This is a genomic window from Achromobacter veterisilvae, assembly GCF_037619525.1.
In the GTDB taxonomy this organism is placed as follows: Bacteria; Pseudomonadota; Gammaproteobacteria; order Burkholderiales; family Burkholderiaceae_B; genus Achromobacter; species Achromobacter veterisilvae.
This window is the reverse complement of sequence record NZ_CP148753.1, coordinates 2,305,147-2,326,674: the sequence shown is the minus strand read 5'-3', so window position 1 is coordinate 2,326,674 and position 21,528 is coordinate 2,305,147. Positions and strand designations below refer to the sequence as shown.

Below are 21,528 nucleotides of genomic sequence, written 5' to 3'. Positions count from 1 at the left end.
TGGCATGCGGCCGTGCCCGAAGCTAGAATAATTCTCATCCTCAATTTTTCCGGCCCGCCCGCCCCGTCCATGACCGCCCTCGATCCGACCGCGCAGCAATTGGCGCACGCGCTCTATCGCGACCATCACGGCTGGCTGCAGGGATGGCTGCGCAAGAAGCTGGGCTGCGCCTTCGACGCGGCCGACCTGGTGCACGATACCTATGCGCGCGTGCTGGCGCACCGCGAGCTGTCCGGCATCCACGAGCCGCGCTCCTATCTGGCCACGGTGGCGCACGGCCTGATGGTGAATCACTTGCAGCGCAAGGACCTGGAACGCGCCTACCTGGAAACGCTGGCGCGCCTGCCCGCTTCCGCGGCGCCGTCGCCCGAGGCGCGCGCGCTGGCGCTGGAAGCGCTTCAGGAAATCGACACGCTGCTCGACGGGCTTCCGGCAGCCGTCAGGCGGGCCTTCCTGCTGTGCCAGCTCGAAGGCCTCACCCATGCGGAGATCGCCGCACGCCTGCATGTGTCGGTCGGATCGGTGCGGCAGTACATCGCCCGCGCCCTGCGCCAGTGCCTGGAGCTTGCCGCGTGAGCGCGAGGGAAGCCGCGCGCATCGACCCGCGCGCGCTGGACGGCGCCGTCGAATGGTTCCTGCGGCTGACGTCCGGCGCCATGACCGACGCCGACCAGGCCGCCTGGCTGGCCTGGCGCAAGGCAGACCCGGAACACGAGCGCGCCTGGCAGCGCACCGAAGCGCTGACCCGCCGCTTCGAGGCCCTGCCGGAAGGCGCGCTACCCGTGCTGGCTCGTCCCCGCTCGCCCGGGCGCCGACGGGCCCTGGCCAAGCTGGCCGTGCTCGCGGGCGCGGGGGCGGTGGGCTGGTCGGCCTGGCGCGAAGCCCCCTGGCAAGCCTGGACGGCTCAATATCAAACGCCGGCCGGCGGCAGGCGCGAATTGGTGCTGGCCGACCAATCCCGCATCGTGCTCAATACCCGCACGGCGATCGACGTGCTGTTCGACAGGACGCAGCGCCTGGTGGCCCTCCACGCCGGGGAAATCCTGGTCGATGCCGTGCCGGACCGCCAACCCGACCCTCGTGCCTTCGTGATTCGCACGAGCGAAGGCCGCATCGCGACGTCGAGCGCCCGCTTCGTGGCGCGGCACGACGACCGCACGTCCTCGGTGCAAGTGCTGGAGGGCGAACTGCGCGTGCAGCCGCTGGGCGCATCCAGCGCCAGCATCGTGCCCGCGGGTTTCGGGCTGAAGTTTTCCGCGGCGCGGGCGGCCTCGCCCGAGGCGCTGGCCGGCGATCCCTCGGCCTGGTCGCGCGGCATGCTCCAGGTGGACGGCATGCCGTTGGCGGAGTTCCTCGAAGAGCTTCAACGCTATCGCACGGGCTGGATCGATTGCGCGCCCGAAGTGGCTCGCCTGCCGATTTCCGGTTCCTTCCCGCTGGCCGACACCGATCGGGTGCTGGCCGCGGTGGCCGACACGCTGCCGCTGCGCCTGCGCTACCGCACCCGCTACTGGGTCTCGGTGCTGCCGCGGGATGCCGCGGAGCGCGCGGGCACGGCTTTTTTGTAACAGCGACTGGCACTTTTCGCGTTTCGTCTGGCTATGAAGGCAAGACCAACGATTGGAGTGTCTTTCATGTCCTCGCGTATTCCTCCTCGGCGCGCGCGCCGCTCCCGTCTCGCCCTGCGCTGCGCCATCGCGTTCGCCCTGCCGCTGGCGGGCGCGGCGCCCGCACACTCCCAGGCGCCGACGGGCTCGGCCAGTGTCGCCATCTCCCCGGGACCGCTCGGCGCCGCGCTGGCGGCCTATGCCGCGAACGCCGGCGTGCTGCTGTCGTTCGACCCGGCGTTGACCCAAGGGCTGCACACGGCGGGCCTGAGCGGAAGCTATCCGTTCGAAGAGGGATTGCGGCGTTTGCTGACAGGAAGCGGACTGACGCCGCAGCGCAGGTCCGACGGCAGCTACACGCTGCGTCCGGAGCCGCAAGGCGCGACGACCTTGCCGGCGGTGACCGTGCACGGCGCCGCCGAGACGGCATGGGGGCCCGTGGGCGGCTACGTGGCGCGCCGCAGCGCCACCGGCACCAAAACCGATACGCCGCTGATCGAGACGCCGCAGTCCATTTCGGTGGTCAGCCGCGAGCAGATCGAGGACACCGGGGCGGCCAGCCTGGGCGAAGCGCTGCGCTACACCGCCGGCATCCTGTCGCAGGAAGGCAACGACCGCACCACGGACGGCTTCGTCATGCGCGGGTTCCAGCTTTCCGGCTACGGCGGCATCTACCGCGACGGCATGAAGTACATGGGCAACGTCTACGACGGCACGCAGGAGCCCTACGGCATGGAGCGCGTCGAGGTGCTGCGCGGCGCGGCATCGGTGCTGTATGGCCAGGCCTCGCCGGGCGGGCTGGTCAACGTGACCAGCAAGCTGCCCACCGCGGAGCCGCTGCACGAGCTACGCACGTCGCTCGGCAACCATTCGCGCTACGAACTCGCCACGGACCACGGCGGCAAGCTGACCGAGGACGGCACCTGGACCTACCGGCTCACCGCCCTCGCGCGGGACAGCGACACGATGGTGGACTACGTTCCGGACGATCGCACGTACATCGCGCCGGCGCTGCGCTGGCAGCCTTCGGCCGCCACGTCGATGACGTTCCTGGGCACCTACCAGCGGACCCGCACGGCCTACGTCTATGGCCTGCCGGCAATCGGCACGCTGGAAGACTCGTCCCAGGGCAGGATCCCCACGCGGCGCTTCACCGGCGAACCTGGCTACGACAAGTCGGAGACCCGGTTCTACGACATCGGCTATCGCTTCGAACACGCGTTCAACGACGCGGTGACGGTGCGGCAGAACCTGCGCTACTTCTCGTCCCGCAACGAACTGCCGTCCGTCAACCTGGGAGGCTTCGTGCCGGGCACCGGCGACACCGTGATCGATCGCGGCGCGCAGGACCGCGTGGACCATTCCGACAACTTCGTGGTCGATACTCAGCTCCAGTTCAAGGGGCTGACCGGGCCGCTCGCCCATACGCTGCTGGCGGGGGTGGACTATGCGCACCGGCGCCATCGCTCCGAGCGCTACAACCGCACGCTGGCGCCGCTGGACCTGTACCACCCGGTCTACGGAGCCGAGCCCGGCGTCCGCGTGCCGGCGCTCAACAGTTCCACTTCCAGCGACGACCGCCTCGGGGTGTACCTGCAGGACCAGGTGAAGATCGCCGACAAGTGGGTCCTGCTGCTGGGCGGACGCTATGACTGGTCCAGCGAACGCACCAACGCAATCTTCTTCGACGCGAAGGAAAAGACGGACAGCGAGGCCTTCACCGGCCGCGCGGGCCTGGTCTATCTGGCCGACAACGGCCTGGCGCCGTTCGTGAGCTTCAGCCAATCGTTCGAACCGACCAGCGGCGTCGACCGCGGCGGGTCGCCCTTCAAGCCCACCCGCGGCGAGCAGTACGAGGCCGGGGTGCGCTACCAGCCGGCCGGCAGCGATACGCTGATTTCCGCCTCGGTCTACCAGCTCACGCAGAAGAACGTGCTGACGCCGGATCCGTTGTTCCCCATGGATTTCCAGGTCCAGACCGGCGAAGTGCGTTCGCGCGGCTTCGAGCTGGAGGCGCGCAGCGCCGTCGGCGCGCACGGGCGCATCATTGCGTCCTATGCCTACACCAATGCCGAAATCACGCGCAGCAACAACCCGGCCGAGGTGGGGCAGCGGCGGGGAATGACGCCGCGCAATACCGTATCGCTGTGGGGCGACTACCGGCTGGCCGCCCTGGGCTTGCCCCGGATGCGGATCGGCGCGGGGGTGCGCTATATCGGGTCCACGCTGGGGCTTTTCAACACCGCGATCGAGGTGCCGTCCTACACGATCGTGGACGCCATGATGAGCTACGACGCCGGACCGTGGCAGTTCACGCTCAATGCCAACAACCTGACCGACCGCGTCTATGTCGCGTCCTATTCCTATGGCGCGTTCTATGGTCCGCGGCGCAGTGTGATCGGCACGCTGGCGTACCGCTGGTAGGCCGGCGGCTTCCGGGGCGCGTCATGCCTGGCCGCGCGGCCCGGCCTCCCGCGGCCCGGCCTGTCGCGGCCCGGCCTGCTCCCCCGCCCTCAGGCGTGCCAGGATCTCCTCGCGGTGCTGGTCCAGGGCGGGGACGCCGGATGCCGAAGGCGGCAAAGGCTTGGAGAACTTCACCGGGAAGCCGACCAGGCGCCCTTCGGGCGTATCGGAGGTGACCGCGCGGTGCCGCACATGCGGATCCTCGAACACCTCGTCATGCCGCAGGACGGGCGCCCAGGGAATATCGTGCCCGTCGAAGACGCGTTCCCAATGGGCCAGGCCGCGGCTCTTGAACAGCGCGCGCAGGAGATCGTTCAGGGCCCGCTTCTCCCGCATCCGCCCCGCCCGGGTCCGATAGCGCGCGGCGGCCAGGCCGGGGCAGGACGGCGCAAGCGCCGCGCACAGGTTGCGCCAGAAGGCTTCCTCCAGGATACCGAGCGCAAGATGCCGGCCGTCCGCCGTCTCGAAGACATCGTTGTCGGGCATGACGTGCGCCATCTGCTCAATGGCGGCGCCGGCGGGACCGTTCATGGCATGGAGGGCGGGCGCCATCCACGCCATCAGCGTGTCGTGGATCGACACGTCCAGGTGCTGGCCCGCGCCCGAGGCGCGCGCATCCTGCACGGCGGCCAGGATGGCCAGCGCGGCATGCATGGCCGCGCAGTAATCCGACAGGCGCAGGCGGGGCCTCGCCATGACGTCGCGCACCTGCGACGGCACCGCCCAGTATCCCGCCAGGGCCATGTAGTTCACGTCATGGCCGGGGCGCTGCGCATAGGGCCCCGTCTGGCCGAAGCCCGAAATGGAACACAGCACGACGCGCGGATTGGCGCGCGCCAGCCGCGCGTAGTCCAGGCCCAGCCTGGCCATGACCCCGGGCCTGAACCCCTCCACCACGACGTCGCAGCGTTCGACCAACTGCAAGAAAATGCGTTGGTCTTCGCCGCGCTTGAGGTCCAGGCAGATGGACTGCTTGCCGCGGTTGTACTTGGCGAAGGTCTCCGCCCCCAGTTGGCGCGCGGTGTCGCCTTGCGGCTTTTCCACCTTGATCACCGTCGCCCCCAACTGGCCGAGCAGCAGGGCGGTGTAGGGGCCGGGATGCAATTGCCCCAGGTCCAGCACCGTCAGGCCGCTCAGATAGCCCGCCGCGCCGGCGCTCACGCGAGTATCCCCTTGGCGATGGTGTTGCGCTGGATCTCGCTGGTGCCGGTGACGATGCGGTACAGCCGCAGCCGCCGGAAGATGAACTCCACCGGATGGTTCTTCGTCACGCCGACGTTGCCGTGGATCTGCATGGCCTTGTCGGCGATTTCGAAGCAGCGCTCGGACACGAACAGCTTGCACATCGAAGCGGCATCGCGCACGTCCTCGCCGGCGTCGGCCCGCGCGGCCGTGGCAAGCACCATGTGTTCGCAGGCATAGAGCGCGGTCGCCATGTCGGCCAGCATGTGCTGGATGGCCTGGAAGCGGCTGATGGGGCCGCCGAATTGCTGGCGGTGTTTGGCATAGTCCACCGCCAGCCTGAAGGCCTGGCGCGCCAGGCCTATCATGGTCGGACAATGCAGCAAGCGGTTCACGCTGATGCGGTTCATGGCGATCTTGAAGCCCTGCCCCTCCTGGCCGATCAGGTTTTTCTTCGGCACCCGGACCCGGTCGAACACGATGTCCGCGTCGACGTACTGCCCGGTCATCGGCACGCAGTCATGCACCAGGCTCACCCCGGGGCTGTCCAGGTCGATGAATATCGCCGAAATGCCGTCGGCGCCCCGCGCGGGATCCGTGACGCACATCGTGATGGCGAAGTCGGCGAACATCGAGGCGGTGATGTAGTGCTTGGTGCCGGTCACGATGTAGTCGTCGCCGTCCGGCACCGCCGCGGTCTGCAGCCGGGTGGCGTCCGAACCTGACTGCGGCTCGGTCATCGCGAAGCAGGCCCCGCGCTCGGCGTTGACCACGGGCATGATGTAGCGGTCCCGCTGATAGGGCGTGGCGTACTGGATCAGGTTGCCGATGCGCGAAGGGCCGCCCCAGTCTCCCAGCACATGGGGGAACAGGATCGCGCCGGACGCGGCGACGTCGTCCTTGAGCACGCACAGGTCCCGGTAGGACAGCCCCTGCCCCCCGATCTCGCGGGGGAGCTGGGCGCCATAGAACCCCAGCTCGCGGCATCGCTTCCACACGGATTTCACCAAATCGCGCGCGAACTTGTCTTCGTACCCCAGCCCCAGCGACTGCTCGAGCGGAATGAGTTCGTCCTGCAAATATTGCTGCAACCGGGCGCGCAGGCCGGCCAGCGCCGGGCTTGTTTCTTGGGGCATGTCGTCTCCTCTCAGTGGTTCCAAGCTTGACAGCGCCAGGCATCCTCGTAATTATCTTTTCTTCGTTTTTGATAACCGGGCGGAATCATGAGACTGGAAGACCTGGACTACTTTCTGGCTGTCGCCCGGCTGGGGCACGTGGGACGGGCCGCCGACGGCATCGGCGTCAGCCAGCCCGCGCTGACCAAAGGCATACGCCGGCTGGAAGAAGAGCTGAAGCTGCAGCTCTTCGTCCGCACGCCCAAGGGCATGGATCTGACGGTGCCGGGGCGGGCCTTCTATCAGCGCTCGGTACAGGCAAGGCGCGAACTCGATGACGCGATGCAGGAAGCCGGCGACCTGCACCGGGGCAGCATCGGCTTGCTGCGCGTCGGCGTCACGCCGCTGCTGGCCGAGCCCTTCTTCAACCCGGCCTGCATCGAACTGCTGGCGCAACGGCCGGCGGCCAAGGTCCAGGTCATGGTCAGCCTGAACGACGCCTTGATTCCCGCCCTGCGCCAGGGGGACGTGGACTTCGCCATCAGTTCGTTGTTCGAGTCCGCGACCGCCGGCGAATTCGACCGGGAACCCTTGTTCTCCGACAAGCTCTTCGTCGCCGCTCGTCCCGGGCATCCTTTGCTGGACCGCCGCAAGATCCGCTTTGCCGACCTGATGGCCTACCAGTGGATGCTGCCGGGCCCGCAAACCGCGTCGCGGCGCTGGCTGGAAGCCAAATTCGAACAGCACGGCTCGGCCCCGCCCAATGTGATGATCGAGTCCAACGCGTCGGTGTCGGGCTTGCTGGGCATCCTGCACAGCACGGACCTCCTGACCCTGGTGAGCGAGATCACCCTGTCGGCGCACGCCGGCCAGGGCCTGAGCGTCCTGCCCCTGGACGAAATGACCTGGCACCGCCAGATCGGCGTGCTGACGCGGCGCAACAGCTACCAGTCGCCGCTGACGCAGCGGCTGCTGGAGATCCTGCGCGAGCACGCCCGGGCCAGGGCCGCGGCGTAGCGCGCGCATGCCTGCGCGCGGGCCGGCCTAGTCCGCATGCAGTCCCAGTTTCTCGATCAGCGGCCCATAGCGGGCGGACTCTTCATCGATGAGCGCGCGCAGTTGCTCCGGCGTGCCGCTGATGGGCGTGAACGACTGCGACTCCAGCGCCCGCAGCACCTGGGGGTCCTGCATGGCGCGGCCGACGGCGGCCGCCAGCTTGTCCACGATGCCGCGCGGCGTATTCTTCGGCACGGCGATTCCCGCCCAACTGCCGCTGTCGAACCCGGGGTAGCCCAGCTCGGCCACCGAGGGCACGTCCGGCAGGGACACGGCGCGCCTGGCGCTGGTGACCGCCAGCGCGCGGATTTTCCCCGACGCGAGGAAAGGCATGGCGGGCGCCACCGCCACGATGCCCATGTCGATCTGTCCGCCGGCCAGATCATTGAGCGCGTTGCTGCCGCCCCGATAAGGCACATGGATGGCGTCCAGGCCGAAATGCTGCTTGATCGTCTCGAACGTCAGGTGCATGGAAGAGCCGACGCCCGGGCTGCCGTAGCTCAGCTTGCCGGGATGGGCCTTGGCGTAGGCAAGCAGTTCCGCGAAGGTCTTCACCGGCAGGGCGCTGCTGACCAGGACCACGTGGGGCGCGATGCTCAGCCCGGACACCGGCGCCAGGTCCGCGATCGGGTCGAACGACAGATTGGGCGTGAGGTGCTTGGCGATCGCGAAGTTGCCGCCGTACTCCAGCAGGGTGTAGCCGTCGGCGGGCGCGTTGGCGACCTTGGCGCCGCCCAGGTTGCCGCCGCCCCCGCCCACGTTCTCGACAATGATGCTCTGGCCCAGTTCCTTGCCCAGCGGCACGGCGACCAGCCGGGCGATGTAGTCGAACTGGCCGCCCGCCGAGAACGGAACGATGAGGCGTATGGGTTTGTCGGGGTAGCCGGACGCCGCCGCGCCGGAGGCCTGCGCGGGCGCGGCGGCCAGGAAGGCCGCCAAGCCCAGGCTGGCCGACGCCAGGCAACGGACCGCCCTGCCCCAGAGGCGGGAATTTCGCTTATCCACTTTGTCTCCTGTTCTTGTACAAGGCGTGGCCCGGCGCGGGCCCGCTTTCGCATAGAGGTAACCCGCGGGCCGCCGGAACATGATGCCGTATCGGGCGAATTCCATAACGCCCGGGAATCGCGCCGCCGCGATAACGAGGCGGCATGAGGATTCGCGTCTCCGTTATCCGCTTGCGGCCGCCGGCCCCGCAGGATAGCGGTACGCAAACCCCTGACACGGATACCTCATGAACCAAGGCCGATACACCACCCGCAACGCCCGCTATTGGCGCGACCGCCCCGCCGTCATTTTTGGCGACCGGACGCTGAGTTTCGGACAACTGGAGACCCGCTCCAACCGCCTGGCCAACGCGCTGCTGGGGCTCGGGCTGAAAAAGGGCGACCGGGTTGCCATTCTGGCCTGGAATTGTCCGGAACTCATCGAACTGGAATGCGCGCTCTACAAGGCCGGGCTGGTCAAGGTGGCGCTGAATGCGCGCCTGTCCAACCAGGAAGCGCTGGACTCGGTCAACAATGCCCAGGCATCGGCATTCATCGTGGACCCGGCCCATGTGGAAGGGGCGGAATCGATCCTGGACGCGCTGGAGGGCGTGCGGCACAGACTGGTGACGGGGACCCGCGACATCGGGGGCTGGCTATCGTACGAGCGGCTGCTGGAAGCGGCCGCGGACCGCAATCCGGACGTCCCGATGCAGGCCGACGATCTGGCCGTGCTGCACTTTACGTCCGGATCGACGGGCAAGCTCAAGGCCGCCATGCAGACAGTCGGCAACCGCCTGGCCTCGCTGCGCAAGGTCGTGATGGGCCGCATGCGCGCCAACCCCGGCGAAGTGCTGGCGCTGGCCGGGCCGATTACGCACGCCAGCGGCATGTTCATGCAGCCGTTCCTGTTCCAGGGCGGCACGATCCTGCTGCACGACCGCTTTGAACCGGAAAGCTTCCTCGCATCCGCGGCACGGCACCGCGCCGCCTTCAGCTTCATGGTGCCCACGATGGTCAATATGCTGATCGCGCACCCGCGGCTGCGCCAGCACGACCTGAGCGCGCTGCGGCAGATCTCGTATGGCGGCGCGCCGATGGCGCCGGCACGCATCCGGGAAGCCTGGGAAGCGCTGGGGCCCAAGCTGAGCCAGGGCTATGGCGCGGGCGAAACCACGGGCGGCCTGGTGCTGCTGAGCGCCCTGGACCATGCCGAAGCCCTGTCGCGCCACCCGGAACGGCTGCTGTCCTGCGGCCGCCCGTTCGGCGAAAGCGAGGTGCGCCTGCTGGGCGACGACGGCCAGGAAGCCGCGGCGGGCGACGTCGGCGAAATCACCGTCAGCGGCCCGGACGTCTTTGCCGGATACTGGCGAGAGCCCGAGCTGTCCGCGCAGGCCCTGCGCGGCGGCAGGCTGCATACGGGCGACCTGGCGCGGATGGACGACGAGGGCTTCCTCTATGTCGTGGACCGCAAGAAGGACATGATCATATCGGGCGGGTTCAACATCTATCCGACCGAAGTCGAGCAAGCCCTGTATCAGCATCCGGCCGTGTACGAAGCCTGCGTCTTCGGCGTGCCCGACAAGCTGTGGGGCGAGACCGTCAAGGCGATGCTGGTGCTCAAGCCGGGCGAAACCGCCACGCAGGCCGACCTGATCGAGCACTGCCGCAAGCACCTGGCGGATTTCAAGAAGCCCCGCAGCATCGAACTGGTGGCCGAACTGCCGAAAAACGCCAACGGCAAGCTGGCGCGCAAACAACTGCGGGACGCGCACTGGGCGGACGAGGAACGAAAAGTAGGCTGAAGCCGCGCAAATTGCCGCGGCAAGGGGTAGTATGGGCGAAGCGGTTGCTGTTCACGCTCCTTGGAGGCCGGCGGGCTCGCGCCGTCCTCTTCACCCTCAGGAGGTCGTCATGTACAAGCACATCCTTATCCCCATCGATGGATCCGCCCTGGCCGCCGCCGGCCTGGAACAAGGCCTGGGCCTTGCCCGCGCGCTGGGCGCCAGCGTCACGGTGCTGACGGTCTACAGCCCCTTCCAGACGATTTCAATGGAAAGCGTGCAGCTTGAAGGCGTGCGCTCGGAATATGAACGCCACGCCCGGGATCTGGCGCAGTCATACCTGTCCGAGGCGGCGGCCCGCGCAAAGGCCGCGGGCGTGGAGTGCACGACGGAAATGCGGGAAAGCAGCAACCCCTACCAGGCCATCATCGACCTGGCCATGACCCAGGGCTGCGACATGATCGCCATGTCGTCGCGGGGCCATGGCGCCATGGCGGCCATGCTGCTGGGCAGCCAGACGCAAAAGGTGCTGGCGCACTCCACGCTGCCGGTACTGGTGTACCGCTGAAGCCGGCTAGGCCCGGAAGGTCCTGGGAATGCCCGCGGCGGCCACGCCGCTGCGCAGGCGTTCCTGCGGCAGCGCGCTGGCCAGCAAGGCGCGCGCGGCCAGCAGCCTGGGCAGGTCGACACCCGTGCGGTACCCCATGCTTTCCAGCATGAACACGAGATCCTCGGTAACGATGTTGCCCGACGCGCCCGGCGCGAAGGGGCAGCCGCCCAGCCCGCCCAGGCAGGCGTCGAAACCGCGGATGCCCTCGTCCAGGCCCGCCAGCGCATTGGCCAGGCCCAGGCCCATCGTGTCATGCAGGTGCAGCTTGGCCAGCCGCTCGCCCACGGCGTCCTGCGTGGCGCGCACCGCGTCGCGGACCTGCGAGGGATAGGCGTAGCCCACGGTGTCGGCCAGCGCGATTTCGTCCGCCCCCGCCCGCGCGGCGGCGGCGGCCACCTGCGCCACCCGCCGCACTGGCACCGCGCCTTCCATCGAACAGCCGAAGGCCGTGGCCACGGCCGCGTCGATGCGCATGGGCCGGGCCTGCGACTGCGCCCAATCGACGATGGACGCCAGCACCTCCAATTGCGCGTCGGTTCCCTTGCCCACGTTGGCGCGGCTGTGCGTATCGCTGACCGAGACCGGGAACGACAGCACGTGCGCACCCGCCTCGTGGGCGGCGATGGCGCCCTTGAGGTTGCAGGCCAGCGCGCAGACGGTCAGGCCGTCCATCTTCAGGACTTCGGGCAGGATGGCGCCGGTATCGGCCATCTGCGGCACCAGCCGCGGCGACACGAAGCTGCCCACCTCGATCTCGCGCAGGCCGGCGTCGGCCAACTGCCGTATCCAGCGCAGCTTGTCGGCGGCGGGCATCATGCCCTTGGCCATCTGCAGCCCGTCGCGCGGGCCGACCTCGCAAAGCCTCACTTCCTGGTTCATGGCTGTGTCCTGTGGTCTGCGCCGGGGCTATTGCTGCACCACGATGCCCGCGCTCTGGATCGTCTGGCGCGCCTTGCCGATGTCCGACCGGATCAGCGCGGCGAACTGTTCCGTGGAGACCGGATCGGTTTCCAGCCCCTGCGACGCCAGCGCTTCCTGCACGTCCTTGCGCGCCAGCAATTTGTTGAAGTCGCCGTTCAGGCGCGACACGACGGCGGCCGGCGTCTTGGCCGGGGCCAGCACGCCGTAGTAGGTGACCACGCTGAAATCCTTGTAGCCCAGTTCCGCGACGGTGGGCACGTCCGGCAGCGCGGGATTGCGCTTGGGCGAGGTCACCGCCAGCGCGCGCACCTTGCCGGACTTGATCAGCATCGCCGCCGACGAGATCGACGAACCCGCGAACTGCAGGTGCCCGCCCATCAGGTCGGCCAGCGCGGGGGCCGATCCCTTGTACGGCACGTGCTGCATCTTGAAGCCGGCCTCGTGTTGCAGCATTTCCATGGCGATGTGCACGCCGCCCCCGGTTCCCGAGGTGCCGTAGGAGATCTTGTTGGGTTCCTTCTTGGCGGCCTCGATCACTTCGGGCAGCGTCTTGTACGGCGAACCGTCGGCCACCAGCAGCACCATGGGCGTGGTGGCCACCAGCGCCACGGGCGCCAGGTCCTTGACCGGGTCGTACGACACCTTCATCAAGAGCGGAATCAGCGTGACGTTGTCGGACTGCCCGATCACCAGGTCGTAGCCCTCGGCAGGCGAGCGCGCCGCCTCGGCCAGGCCCAGCGCCGTGCCCGCGCCGGGCTTGTTCTCCGGGATGACGGACCAGCCGTTGAGTTCATGCAGCTTGGTGCTCATCAGGCGGCCGATGTAGTCGGTGCCTCCGCCTGGGGTGGACGGAATGATGATGCGGATGGGTTTGCTGGGGTAGTCCTGCGCGTGCGCCGTGCAAGCGGCGGCCAGGGCCGCCACCGCCAGAAGTTTGCGGATCATCTCGGGTTGTCTCCTCTTTGATGGACGTCTTGGCGGTCTGCTGCCGCCTCGACAGGGGTCGGGCGCTAGCGCCCGGTCATGCAATGACTCCCGCCGCGCGCAGGGCGTCGATGCGCGCGGCATCCCAGCCCAGGCCGCGCAGGATGGCCTGCGTATCGCCGCCCTGCGCGGGCGGGTCGGAGCGCTTGCCGGCCTTGCGGCCGTCGAACTCGATGGGCAGCGCGGCCGCGTCGATCTCGCCGCCGTCCGGCAGCCGGGTCTTCAGGAGCGCGCCGCCCGCGTTCAGGTGGGCGTCGTCCAGCAGGTCGTGCGGCTGGCGGATGGGCCCGTACGACAGGTTGGCGGCTTCCAGCGCCGCGCACAGTTCGTCGGTCTTCCAGGTCTTGAGGATCTCGCCCACGCCCGGCACCAGCCAGGGCCGAGCGGCCTCGCGATCGACGGCGGTGGCCAGCCGCGGATCGGCGGCCCATTCGGGCGGCAGGAACTTCTGGGCGAAATTGCGCCATTGCGCGTCGCCGACGACGGCGACGAACACCCGGCCGTCCGCCGTCTCGAAGATGTCGTACACGCCCCAAGGCGGCCTGCGCTCCGAGCCCATGGGCTTGGGCGCCGCGCCGGTCAACTGGTACTGGGCGATGAACTGCGCGACCAGCAGCAGGTTGTTCTCGAACAGGCCGGAGCGCACGTGCCGGCCGCGTCCCGTGGCGTGGCGGTCGTGCAGGGCCGCCAGCGCGCCCACCACCCCGAAGGTTCCGCCGAGGATGTCGTTGACCGACGCCGCCACCCGCTGCGGCGTGTCCTCGCCGCCGTTGATGTAGGCCAGCCCGCCCATCATCTGCACCACTTCGTCGAGCGCGGTGCGGTGCTTGTAGGGGCCGGACAGGAACCCCTTGAGCGACACATAGATCAGCCCCGGGTTCTCGGCGGACAGCGATTCGTAATCCAGGCCGTACTGCGCCAGGCTGCCGTCGCGGAAGTTCTCCACCAGCATGTCGGCCCGCAGGGCCAACTGGCGCACCGCGGCCTGCCCTTCCGGCGCCTTCAGGTCGATGGCCAGGCTTTGCTTGTTGCGGTTGAAGACGGGGAAGTAGCCGCTGCCCGAGCCCTTCAGCCGGCGCGTGCGGTCGCCCTCGATGGGTTCCACCTTGATGACCTCGGCGCCCAGGTCGGCCAGCGACAGGCCGGCCGCCGGCCCCATGATCATGTGGGACAGTTCCAGCACCTTGATGCCGCGCAAGGGCAGTTCGCTGCTGTCCATGAAGGGTGAAGCCGGTACTGCGCTCATCGGTGTTTCCTCTTGCCTGCCGGATGGATGGATCGGCGCGGGCAAGTGGAAGACCGGGCTTGCCGCTGCCGGAATGCGCCCATGATCGCCGCCGCCGCGGCATCGCGGGTAGCGGTCTTTCAGCACCGGGGCATTCTCGTTTCGGAACGTCCGGGTTAGCCCTAGGGCAGCACGCCCAGGTGGGCCAGCAGGGTGCGCGCCGCGGGCGCCAGCGCGTCCGGATCCCGCACGGCAATGCAGATGGGCGTGCTGGACCACGGGCCGGTCAGGCGGATGAAGCGGATGTCCAGGTGCGCATAGCGGGCCTTCAGGTACAGCGGCACCACGGCCACGCCCATTCCCCGCGCGACCAGCGTGCAGATGGTCTCGTGCGCGCTGACCCGCGCGCTGATGCGCCGCGTCACGCCCGCGGCCTGGGCCGCCTGCTCGAAGACGCTGCTGATGCCGTTGTCGCGGTTCAGCTCGACCAGCTCGAAAGGCAGTAGCTGCGCATAGTCCAGCGTCTCGCGCTCGGCCAGCAAGTGCTGGCCCGGCACCACGGCCGCCAGCTCGCAATGGCCGCAGGGATATACCTGCAAGCCGTCGTGGCCGAAGTCCGACCCCGCCGCCACGTCCGCCTGCCCTTCCAGCACGGCGCGGAAAGCGGCCTGCGTGGTGTCCTCCTGCAACAGGATGTCGATCTGGGGATGGGCGCGCCGGAAGGACTGGATCCGCTCCGGCAAATCGCCCGACAGGGCCGCGACGCTGACCGCCAGCCTGACGCGTCCGCGCACGCCGGTGACGTATCCCGCCATTTCCCGATGCATGCGCTCCATGTCCTGCAGCAGCCGGCGCACGTGCGCGGCCAGCGCGGTGCCGGCGGGCGTGGGCTGCACGCCCTTGACGCCGCGGTCCAGCAGCAGCACCCCGAACGCCTCCTCCATTTCCGACATGCGCTTGCTGACGGCGGACGGCACGATGTTCTCGCGCGCGGCGGCCCGCGCCAGGCTGCCCTCTTCCAGGGCGGACAGGAACAGGCGCAGCGACACCAGGTCGATATCGCGCGGCAGGGAAACGGGCTGGGCGGGCTTCATGGCCGCAAGTGTCCCGCGCCTGGCGGCGGTGCGCAATCGGTCCAGTCGAAACCTTCCAGCAGGCCCAGCACGCAGCGCCTGACCGCCGCCACCGCCTCGTCGCGCAGCGCGTCCGCCCGCCATCCCATTTCGACGGCGTAGCCCGGCATGGCGACCGGGCAGGGCAGCATGCGCAGGCCGGCCGCCGCGGCCAGGCCGCGCGCCGCATGCGCCGGCAGGGTCGAAACGGAATCGCCGCCGCGCAGCAGGAAAGCCAGGGCGGAGAAATGCGTGGTCGAGGCCCGCACCCGGCGCGCCAGCCCCAGGCCGTGCAGCACCTCGTCCACCACGCCGATGAAGCCGCCCGAGGACACGAGGACGTGCTGGCGGCGGATGAATTCCTCCACCGACAGGGCCGCCTGGCCGGGCGCCAGGCTCGCGGGATCCACCAGGCAGGCATAGCCGCCCTGCCCGACCGTCACGCGCTGCAGGGCATGGGCGGCAAGGCCGCCCGAGGCGATCACCAGGTCGGCCTCCCGCGCCATGAGCATGTCCGCGGCCAGCCGGCTGTGGGTCTGCCGGAAGATGATGCGCAGGCCAGGCGCGCTTTGCGCGACCGCCCGGATCGCGTCCCGTCCCAGCGCGATCTCGAAATCGTCCGACAGGCCCAGCGTCACCGACCTGCCCGCGAAGTCCGTTGCGCCCGGCCGCGCCAGCGCCAGGCTCTGCCGGCATTTGTCCAGCGCCTCGCCGATGACGGGCCGCAGTTCGCGCGCGCGCAGACTGGGCGCCAGTCCCCGCCCGGTGCGGGTGAACAGGGCGTCTCCGTACAGCGCGCGCAAGCGGCCCAGCGCCGCGCTGACGGCCGACTGCGTCACGCCCAGCCGCAACGCCGCGCGGCCGGCGCCGCCCTCGTCGTAGATCGCCTCGAAGACCTTCAACAGGTTCAGGTCCGTCGACTCGATATCAATCTTGTTCATATCATTTATCTCTGGGCGGGATTGATTGATTTTAGAGCCCGCCGGACACTAGGACGCATCGGCATTCCTCCCCCCACGCACCGAGACCTGGCCATGACCACCAAAACCATCGCCGCGCTGCAGATCGGCTCCTCGCCGGAAGGCAAGGGCCGGACCCTGGAGAACATACTGGCCTACGAAAGCGAGATCGCCGCCTCCGGCGCTTCGCTCGTCGTCATGCCCGAAGCGCTTCTGGGCGGCTACCCCAAGGGCGAGATCTTCGGCACCCGGCTGGGCTACCGCCTGCCCGAAGGCCGGGAAGCCTACGCCCGCTATTACGAGAACGCGATCGACGTGCCCGGCCCGGAGACGGAAGCGCTGGCCGGGCTGTCGCAGCGCACCGGCGCCAGCCTGGTCGTGGGCGCGATCGAACGCGGCGGCAACACGCTGTACTGCACGGCCCTCTTCTTCGAACCCGCGGCCGGACTGGCCGCGAAGCATCGCAAGCTCATGCCGACCGGCACGGAACGCCTGATCTGGGGCCAGGGCGACGGCTCGACCCTGCCCGTCATCGACGCGGCGGCCGGCCGCATCGGCGGCGCCATCTGCTGGGAAAACCACATGCCGCTGCTGCGCACGGCCATGTACGCCAAGGGCGTCGAGATCTGGTGCGCGCCCACGGTGGACGAGCGCGACATCTGGCAATGCTCGATGCGGCACATCGCCCACGAAGGCCGCTGCTTCGTCGTCAGCGCCTGCCAGGTGCAGCCCTCGCCCGCCGACCTGGGCGTGGACGTGCCCGGCTGGGACGCCGCCCGGCCGCTGATCAACGGCGGATCGGTCATCGTCGGCCCGATGGGCGACGTGCTGGCCGGCCCGCTGCGCGGCAAGGCCGGCCTGCTGACCGCCCAGGTGGACACGGACGAACTGGTGCGCGCGCGCTACGATTTCGACGTGGTGGGACACTACTCCCGCCCGGACATCTTCTCGCTGACCGTGGACGAACGGCCCCGCCCGCCCGTGCGTTTCGTGTCGTGACCGGCGGCCCCGGCGGGATGGTATAGTCACGCCGCTGCCGGCCCTTCCGGGGCCGCGCAACGCCCGAGTGGTGAAATTGGTAGACACAAGGGACTTGAACTAATTTGAGCCCTTCGGAGGAAACTCCAAAGGTGTAGCCCGTCAAACTCGGCGAATGCCCTGGACCCGTTCCGAGCCGACGCCGAGCCAAGCCCAGGCCGAAAAGCCCGGGAAGGTGTAGAGAGCAGACGGCGGGCACCTAAGGCCGCAAGGCTACGGTGAAGGCGTGCTCCAGACCACGAACGGCGCCCCCGCGCTGGCGGCGAAAGCCGAAGTGGTAAGAAAATCCCTCGGCCTCGCGGCCGTACCGGTTCGATTCCGGTCTCGGGCACCACCCGCCCGCCTCAATGGCGCGCGCCTCGGCTTTCTCTTCTTTTGCAGCGCGTCCGCGCAAACCTCCTCGCGTTCCGCCCGCTTCCCATGCGGGCATGCGGCGGCTAGAATTGCGTCTGATTCTTATTCGCAAACCATTTTCTTCAACGTGGAAGCGCCCTCGACCCCTGCGCCAGCCGATCGCACCGCGGTGGCATCGATGTACCGCGAGCATCACGCCTGGCTGTTCGCGCTGGTGCGGCGCCACGCGGGCGAACACCCGGCCGACGCCTGGGACCTGGTGCAGGACACCTTTGAACGCCTGTTGCGCCAGACCTACCTGGAGCAACGCGGCTGGAGTCGCGGCTATCTGGCCACCATCGCCCGCCGCCTGCTGATCGACCGCCACCGGCGCCGCGCGCTGGAAGCCGCTTATCTGGCGGCGCTGGCGCAACAGCCCGAGCCGCTCTCGCCGTCGCCCGAAATGCTGGCCCAGGTGTCGCAGCAACTGCTGGCCGTATGCGCCGTGCTCGACCGCATGCCGCCGCGCATGCGCCGGGTGTTTCTGCTGGCGCGCCTACAGGGCCTGTCCTACGAGGCGATCGCGGACCGCCTGAAGCTCACGGTCAACGTGGTGCAAAAGGACATGGTCCACGCCTGGCAACGCCTTTATCACACGCTCGATGTCGACACGCCCTGACCCGCGCAAACCTGACGCGGTCGCCCAGGCGGCCGGCTGGCTGGTGCGCCTGGAGCGGGACGACAGCGCCGCCACGCGGGAGGCCTGGCAGCGCTGGTACGCGGCGGACCCCTCGCACGCGGCGGTCTGGCAGCGCTTCGCGCTGCTCCAGGAGGCCGTGCCCGCAAACGGCGCCGCCGCCGCCGCGCTCGGGGCCATCGACTTCCAGCATGGCCGCCGCCGCGCCCTCAAACTGCTGGTGGCCGGCGCCGGGATAGGACTGGGCGGCCCGCTGCTCTACGGCCGGGCGCAAGAAGCGGGCTGGCTCGCGGCCTACCGCAGCGCCACCGGCGAACAGCGCAGCCTGGCGCTGAATGACGTCGCGCTGATGATGAATACCGACACCGCCCTGGACGTGACGCGCGACGGACGCCGCCTGGACATCGCCCTGCGCGAAGGCGAGATCATGCTGGACACCCGCGCGGCGGACCCGGCGGTGCGGATCCTGACCCGTGGAGGCTGCATCGTGCCCACGCGCGCCCGCCTGGTGGTGCGCGCGCAAGGCCCGCAGACCCGCGTGGCGCTCGAAGCGGGACAGGCCGCCATCGCCACGCGCGGCGACCTCAACCAAGAACTGCGCGCGGGCGACGTCCGCCGCTTCTCGGCCCACCAGATCGCGGAGGTCACGGGATGGGCCGGGCGCGAGTTCGCCTGGGTGCAAGGCATGCTGATCGCCGACGACATGCCCCTGGACGCATTTCTGGCGGAATTGGCGCGCTACCGGCCGGGCCTGATCCAGTGCGACGATCGCGCGGCCGCCCTGCGCGTGAACGGCAGTTTCCGGCTGAAGGACACGGACCAGGTCCTGGAAGCGCTGGCCGCCACGCTGGGCCTGCGGATCCAGTACCGCACGCGCTACTGGGTCCGCGTCGAATCGGCCTGATATTGAAACAATATGTAAATATCCGGCAGGTTCGCGGCGCCCGCTCGTTTGGATAGGTTGAAGCCCGCTGCCCGGGCCCCAACCCAAGAACCCATACCGATGTCCCAACGAATCTCCCATGACGGCCAGGTCCGCCGCTTCAAGCCCGCCACGCTTTGCCTGCTTCTGTGCGCCGCCGCGCTGACCGCAGCGCCCCCGGTATCCGCGGCCGAAAGCGCCGCGGTGGATATCGCCCTGCCGGCGCTGTCCCTGCAAGACGCGATTTTGCGGCTGGGCCAGGCCGCCCGCGTGACCATCATCAGCGCGCCGCCGCTCACGGCGGGCAAGCAGGCGCCCGCCGTGCATCTGCAGGGATCGGTGACGCAGGCGCTGCGGCAATTGCTGCGAGGCAGCGGCCTGCGGGCGGTGCCCAACGCCAATGGCGAGGGATACCGCATCGAGCGCGCGCCCGAGCCTGTCGGGGAAGGCGCGGCCATGCTGCCCGCGGTGACGGTGACCGGACTGGGCGCCGGCGACATCGGCCCGCTCGCCCTGGACAGCAGCGTGGGCACCAAGACCGACACGCCCATCATGGAGACCGCGCAATCGGTATCGGTGGTCAACCGCGACCTGATGGACATGATCGGCGCCAAGACCACCGCCGAAGCCCTGCGCTACAGCGCTGGCGTTTCGGTAGGCTCGTATGGCGTGGACAGCCGCGTCGACGAGATTTCCGTGCGCGGCTTCCGCACCGGCAGCTTCGCCAACAACCTCTACCTCGACGGCCTGCGTCCGCCCGGCAGCAGCAGCGGCGCCACCGCCTCGGCCACCCAGTTCGACGGTTTCGGCCTGGATCGCGTCGAAGTGCTGCGCGGTCCGTCGTCGGTGCTGTACGGCCAGATCGCGCCGGGCGGCCTTATCAACGTGGTGAGCAAACGGCCCACCGATTACGCGCGCGGCGAGATCGGGGTGGGCACCGACAACTATGGCCTGGCGCGCCTGAACGCCGACGTCAGCGGGCCGGTCGATGCCTCGGGCGAATGGCTGTACCGCGTGGTCGGGACCGCCTACCACAGCGACACCCAGGTCGATTACGTCGAACTCAACCGCGTGATGCTGGCGCCCAGCCTGACGTGGCGGCCGTCGGCCCGCACCTCGCTGACGCTGCTGGCCAACTATCAGCAGGACCGCGGAGGCAGCACCTACCAGTTCCTGCCTTCGCACGGCACGTACTACGGAACGGCCTATGGCCGTTTCGGTTCCGACCGATTCCTGGGCGAGCCCGGCTTCAACCGCTACGACCGCACGCAATACGCCATCGGCTATGAATTCAGCCACGCCCTGACCGACCATGTGAAACTCGGCCAGAAACTGCGCTACATGCGCGTGGACACCGACAACGACGGGGTCTCGCGGCAGGGCGATCTGCAGGCCGACGGCCGCACCCTGCGGCGCACTGCGTCCAGTAACGAGATCCGCTCGGAAGGCTTCACGGTCGACAATAACGCGCAGTTCGATTTCGGCCTGGGCCAGACCGCGCACACCCTGCTCACCGGCCTGGACTACCGCACCCAGACGATCCGCGTGGCGCAAGCTTCCGGCACCGCGCCCCCGCTCGACGTATTCGACCCGGTCTACGGCGGCCCGGTCGTGATGGGCGCCATGGCGCCCAGCCGGCGCAGCGACAGCGAACAGACCGGCGTCTATGCGCAGGACCAGATCCGCTGGGGACAATGGGCCGCCACGCTGGGCGTGCGCCACGACTGGTCGCGGGATAATTCGCTGGTGCGCGCCACGGGCGCCAAGACGCGCTATGACGACGAAGCCACCACGTGGCGCGCCGGCGCGGTCTATCTGTTCGAGAACGGCCTGGCGCCCTATGCCAGCTATGCCACCTCGTTCGAGCCGGTCAACGGCGCCGGCTTCGAAGACCAGCCCTTCAAGCCGACCGAAGGCAAGCAGGCCGAGGTCGGCATCAAGTACCAGCCGCCGGGTTCGCGCAGCATGATTACGTTCTCGGCGTATGAAATCACACAGCAGAACATCACCACGCCGGACCCGGACCCCACGCATCTGTGCAACGGCAGCCAATGCCAGGTCCAGACCGGTGAAGGCCGTGTCCGCGGCCTGGAGCTGGAAGGTAATTTCGCGCTGACCGACAGCATTACCGTGGTGGCTTCGGCGACGCTGATGCGCAGCGAAGTCACCAAGAGCAACGGCACGGACCGGGGCAATGAACTGCCGCGCGTGCCGCGCCGCAGCTACAACCTGTGGGTGGACTACCGCCTGCCGCTGGATATCGCGCCCGGCCTGAGCATCGGGGCCGGCGTGCGCCATACCGGCAGCAGCTACGGCGATACCGCCAACGACTACCGCAGCCCCTCGGCGAACCTGATCGACGCGGCCATACGCTACGATCTGGGCGCGGTCGATCCCCGCCTGAAGGGCCTGAAATTCTCCCTCAATGCCAGCAACCTGACCGACAAGGAATACCTGGCAAGCTGCTCGGGCAACGCCAGTTGCTACTACGGTGCCCGGCGCAATATTTCGGCGAACTTGAACTACACCTGGTAGAC

General features: G+C 68.9%; 18 protein-coding genes. 10 read left to right on the top strand and 8 right to left on the bottom strand.

Features of this window, described 5'->3' with window-relative positions; all coding sequences use genetic code 11:
- Positions 1–69 precede the first annotated feature (69 nt).
- The 3 genes from WHX56_RS10770 (at position 70) to WHX56_RS10760 (ending at position 4,031) form a co-directional block, all read left to right on the top strand.
- Complete coding sequence (locus WHX56_RS10770) at positions 70–576, top strand: sigma-70 family RNA polymerase sigma factor (protein WP_338881185.1); 507 nt, start codon at positions 70–72, stop codon at positions 574–576.
- Complete coding sequence (locus WHX56_RS10765; protein ID WP_338881184.1) at positions 573–1,568, top strand: FecR family protein; 996 nt, start codon at positions 573–575, stop codon at positions 1,566–1,568. The genes WHX56_RS10770 and WHX56_RS10765 overlap by 4 nt, the downstream gene beginning before the upstream one ends.
- Before the next feature lie 66 nt (positions 1,569–1,634).
- Positions 1,635–4,031, top strand: coding sequence for a TonB-dependent siderophore receptor (locus WHX56_RS10760; RefSeq protein WP_338881183.1), 2,397 nt, complete (start codon positions 1,635–1,637; stop codon positions 4,029–4,031).
- A gap of 21 nt (positions 4,032–4,052) precedes the next feature.
- Here the strand turns inward: WHX56_RS10760 and WHX56_RS10755 are convergent, their stop codons facing one another.
- Both WHX56_RS10755 and WHX56_RS10750 read right to left on the bottom strand, forming a co-directional pair.
- Complete coding sequence (locus WHX56_RS10755; RefSeq protein ID WP_338881182.1) at positions 4,053–5,231, bottom strand: CoA transferase; 1,179 nt, start codon at positions 5,229–5,231, stop codon at positions 4,053–4,055.
- Entirely contained in the window at positions 5,228–6,388 is a 1,161-nt protein-coding gene (locus tag WHX56_RS10750) for an acyl-CoA dehydrogenase family protein (RefSeq protein WP_338881181.1), read from the bottom strand. The genes WHX56_RS10755 and WHX56_RS10750 overlap by 4 nt, the downstream gene beginning before the upstream one ends.
- Positions 6,389–6,475: 87 nt before the next feature.
- On the opposite strand from WHX56_RS10750, the gene WHX56_RS10745 reads away from it, so the two are divergent.
- On the top strand, positions 6,476–7,384 hold the full coding sequence (locus WHX56_RS10745) for a LysR family transcriptional regulator (RefSeq protein WP_338881180.1): 909 nt from the start codon (positions 6,476–6,478) through the stop codon (positions 7,382–7,384).
- 27 nt (positions 7,385–7,411) lie between these two features.
- Here WHX56_RS10745 and WHX56_RS10740 read toward each other — a convergent pair whose 3' ends face one another.
- Positions 7,412–8,428: a tripartite tricarboxylate transporter substrate binding protein gene (locus WHX56_RS10740; RefSeq protein WP_338881179.1), complete on the bottom strand. Its 1,017-nt coding sequence runs from the start codon at positions 8,426–8,428 to the stop codon at positions 7,412–7,414.
- 226 nt (positions 8,429–8,654) lie between these two features.
- Here WHX56_RS10740 and WHX56_RS10735 point away from each other — a divergent pair, with 226 nt between their 5' ends.
- Positions 8,655–10,211, top strand: coding sequence for an AMP-binding protein (locus tag WHX56_RS10735; RefSeq protein ID WP_338881178.1), 1,557 nt, complete (start codon positions 8,655–8,657; stop codon positions 10,209–10,211).
- A 109-nt stretch (positions 10,212–10,320) separates the two neighbouring features.
- A complete protein-coding gene (locus WHX56_RS10730; RefSeq protein ID WP_129239654.1) occupies positions 10,321–10,758 on the top strand; it encodes a universal stress protein in 438 nt (145 codons plus the stop codon).
- 6 nt (positions 10,759–10,764) lie between these two features.
- Here WHX56_RS10730 and WHX56_RS10725 read toward each other — a convergent pair whose 3' ends face one another.
- From WHX56_RS10725 to WHX56_RS10705, 5 genes are all read right to left on the bottom strand, one after another.
- Positions 10,765–11,679 (bottom strand): hydroxymethylglutaryl-CoA lyase, encoded by a 915-nt coding sequence (locus tag WHX56_RS10725; RefSeq protein ID WP_338881177.1) that lies wholly within the window; start codon positions 11,677–11,679, stop codon positions 10,765–10,767.
- 27 nt (positions 11,680–11,706) lie between these two features.
- A complete protein-coding gene (locus WHX56_RS10720; RefSeq protein ID WP_287754920.1) occupies positions 11,707–12,666 on the bottom strand; it encodes a Bug family tripartite tricarboxylate transporter substrate binding protein in 960 nt (319 codons plus the stop codon).
- Positions 12,667–12,742: 76 nt separating this feature from the next.
- Complete coding sequence (locus WHX56_RS10715) at positions 12,743–13,951, bottom strand: CaiB/BaiF CoA transferase family protein (protein ID WP_287754919.1); 1,209 nt, start codon at positions 13,949–13,951, stop codon at positions 12,743–12,745.
- Positions 13,952–14,112: 161 nt separating this feature from the next.
- The gene (locus tag WHX56_RS10710) at positions 14,113–15,024 is read right to left on the bottom strand and encodes a LysR family transcriptional regulator (RefSeq protein WP_338881176.1); all 912 of its coding nucleotides are present in this window, start codon (positions 15,022–15,024) and stop codon (positions 14,113–14,115) included.
- Entirely contained in the window at positions 15,021–15,983 is a 963-nt protein-coding gene (locus tag WHX56_RS10705) for a LysR substrate-binding domain-containing protein (protein ID WP_338881175.1), read from the bottom strand. The genes WHX56_RS10710 and WHX56_RS10705 overlap by 4 nt, the downstream gene beginning before the upstream one ends.
- Before the next feature lie 93 nt (positions 15,984–16,076).
- On the opposite strand from WHX56_RS10705, the gene WHX56_RS10700 reads away from it, so the two are divergent.
- The 4 genes from WHX56_RS10700 to WHX56_RS10685 all read left to right on the top strand — a co-directional run bounded on the left by WHX56_RS10700 (position 16,077) and on the right by WHX56_RS10685 (position 21,526).
- A complete protein-coding gene (locus WHX56_RS10700; protein ID WP_129239660.1) occupies positions 16,077–17,000 on the top strand; it encodes a carbon-nitrogen hydrolase family protein in 924 nt (307 codons plus the stop codon).
- Between the two features lie 571 nt (positions 17,001–17,571).
- The gene (locus WHX56_RS10695; protein WP_338881174.1) at positions 17,572–18,051 is read left to right on the top strand and encodes an RNA polymerase sigma factor; all 480 of its coding nucleotides are present in this window, start codon (positions 17,572–17,574) and stop codon (positions 18,049–18,051) included.
- Positions 18,035–18,973 carry a DUF4880 domain-containing protein gene (locus tag WHX56_RS10690; RefSeq protein ID WP_338881173.1) on the top strand — a complete coding sequence of 313 codons (939 nt, stop codon included), beginning with the start codon at positions 18,035–18,037 and terminating at the stop codon, positions 18,971–18,973. Before WHX56_RS10695 ends, WHX56_RS10690 begins: the two co-directional genes overlap by 17 nt.
- A 99-nt stretch (positions 18,974–19,072) precedes the next feature.
- Complete coding sequence (locus WHX56_RS10685; RefSeq protein WP_338881172.1) at positions 19,073–21,526, top strand: TonB-dependent siderophore receptor; 2,454 nt, start codon at positions 19,073–19,075, stop codon at positions 21,524–21,526.
- Positions 21,527–21,528: the final 2 nt, after the last annotated feature.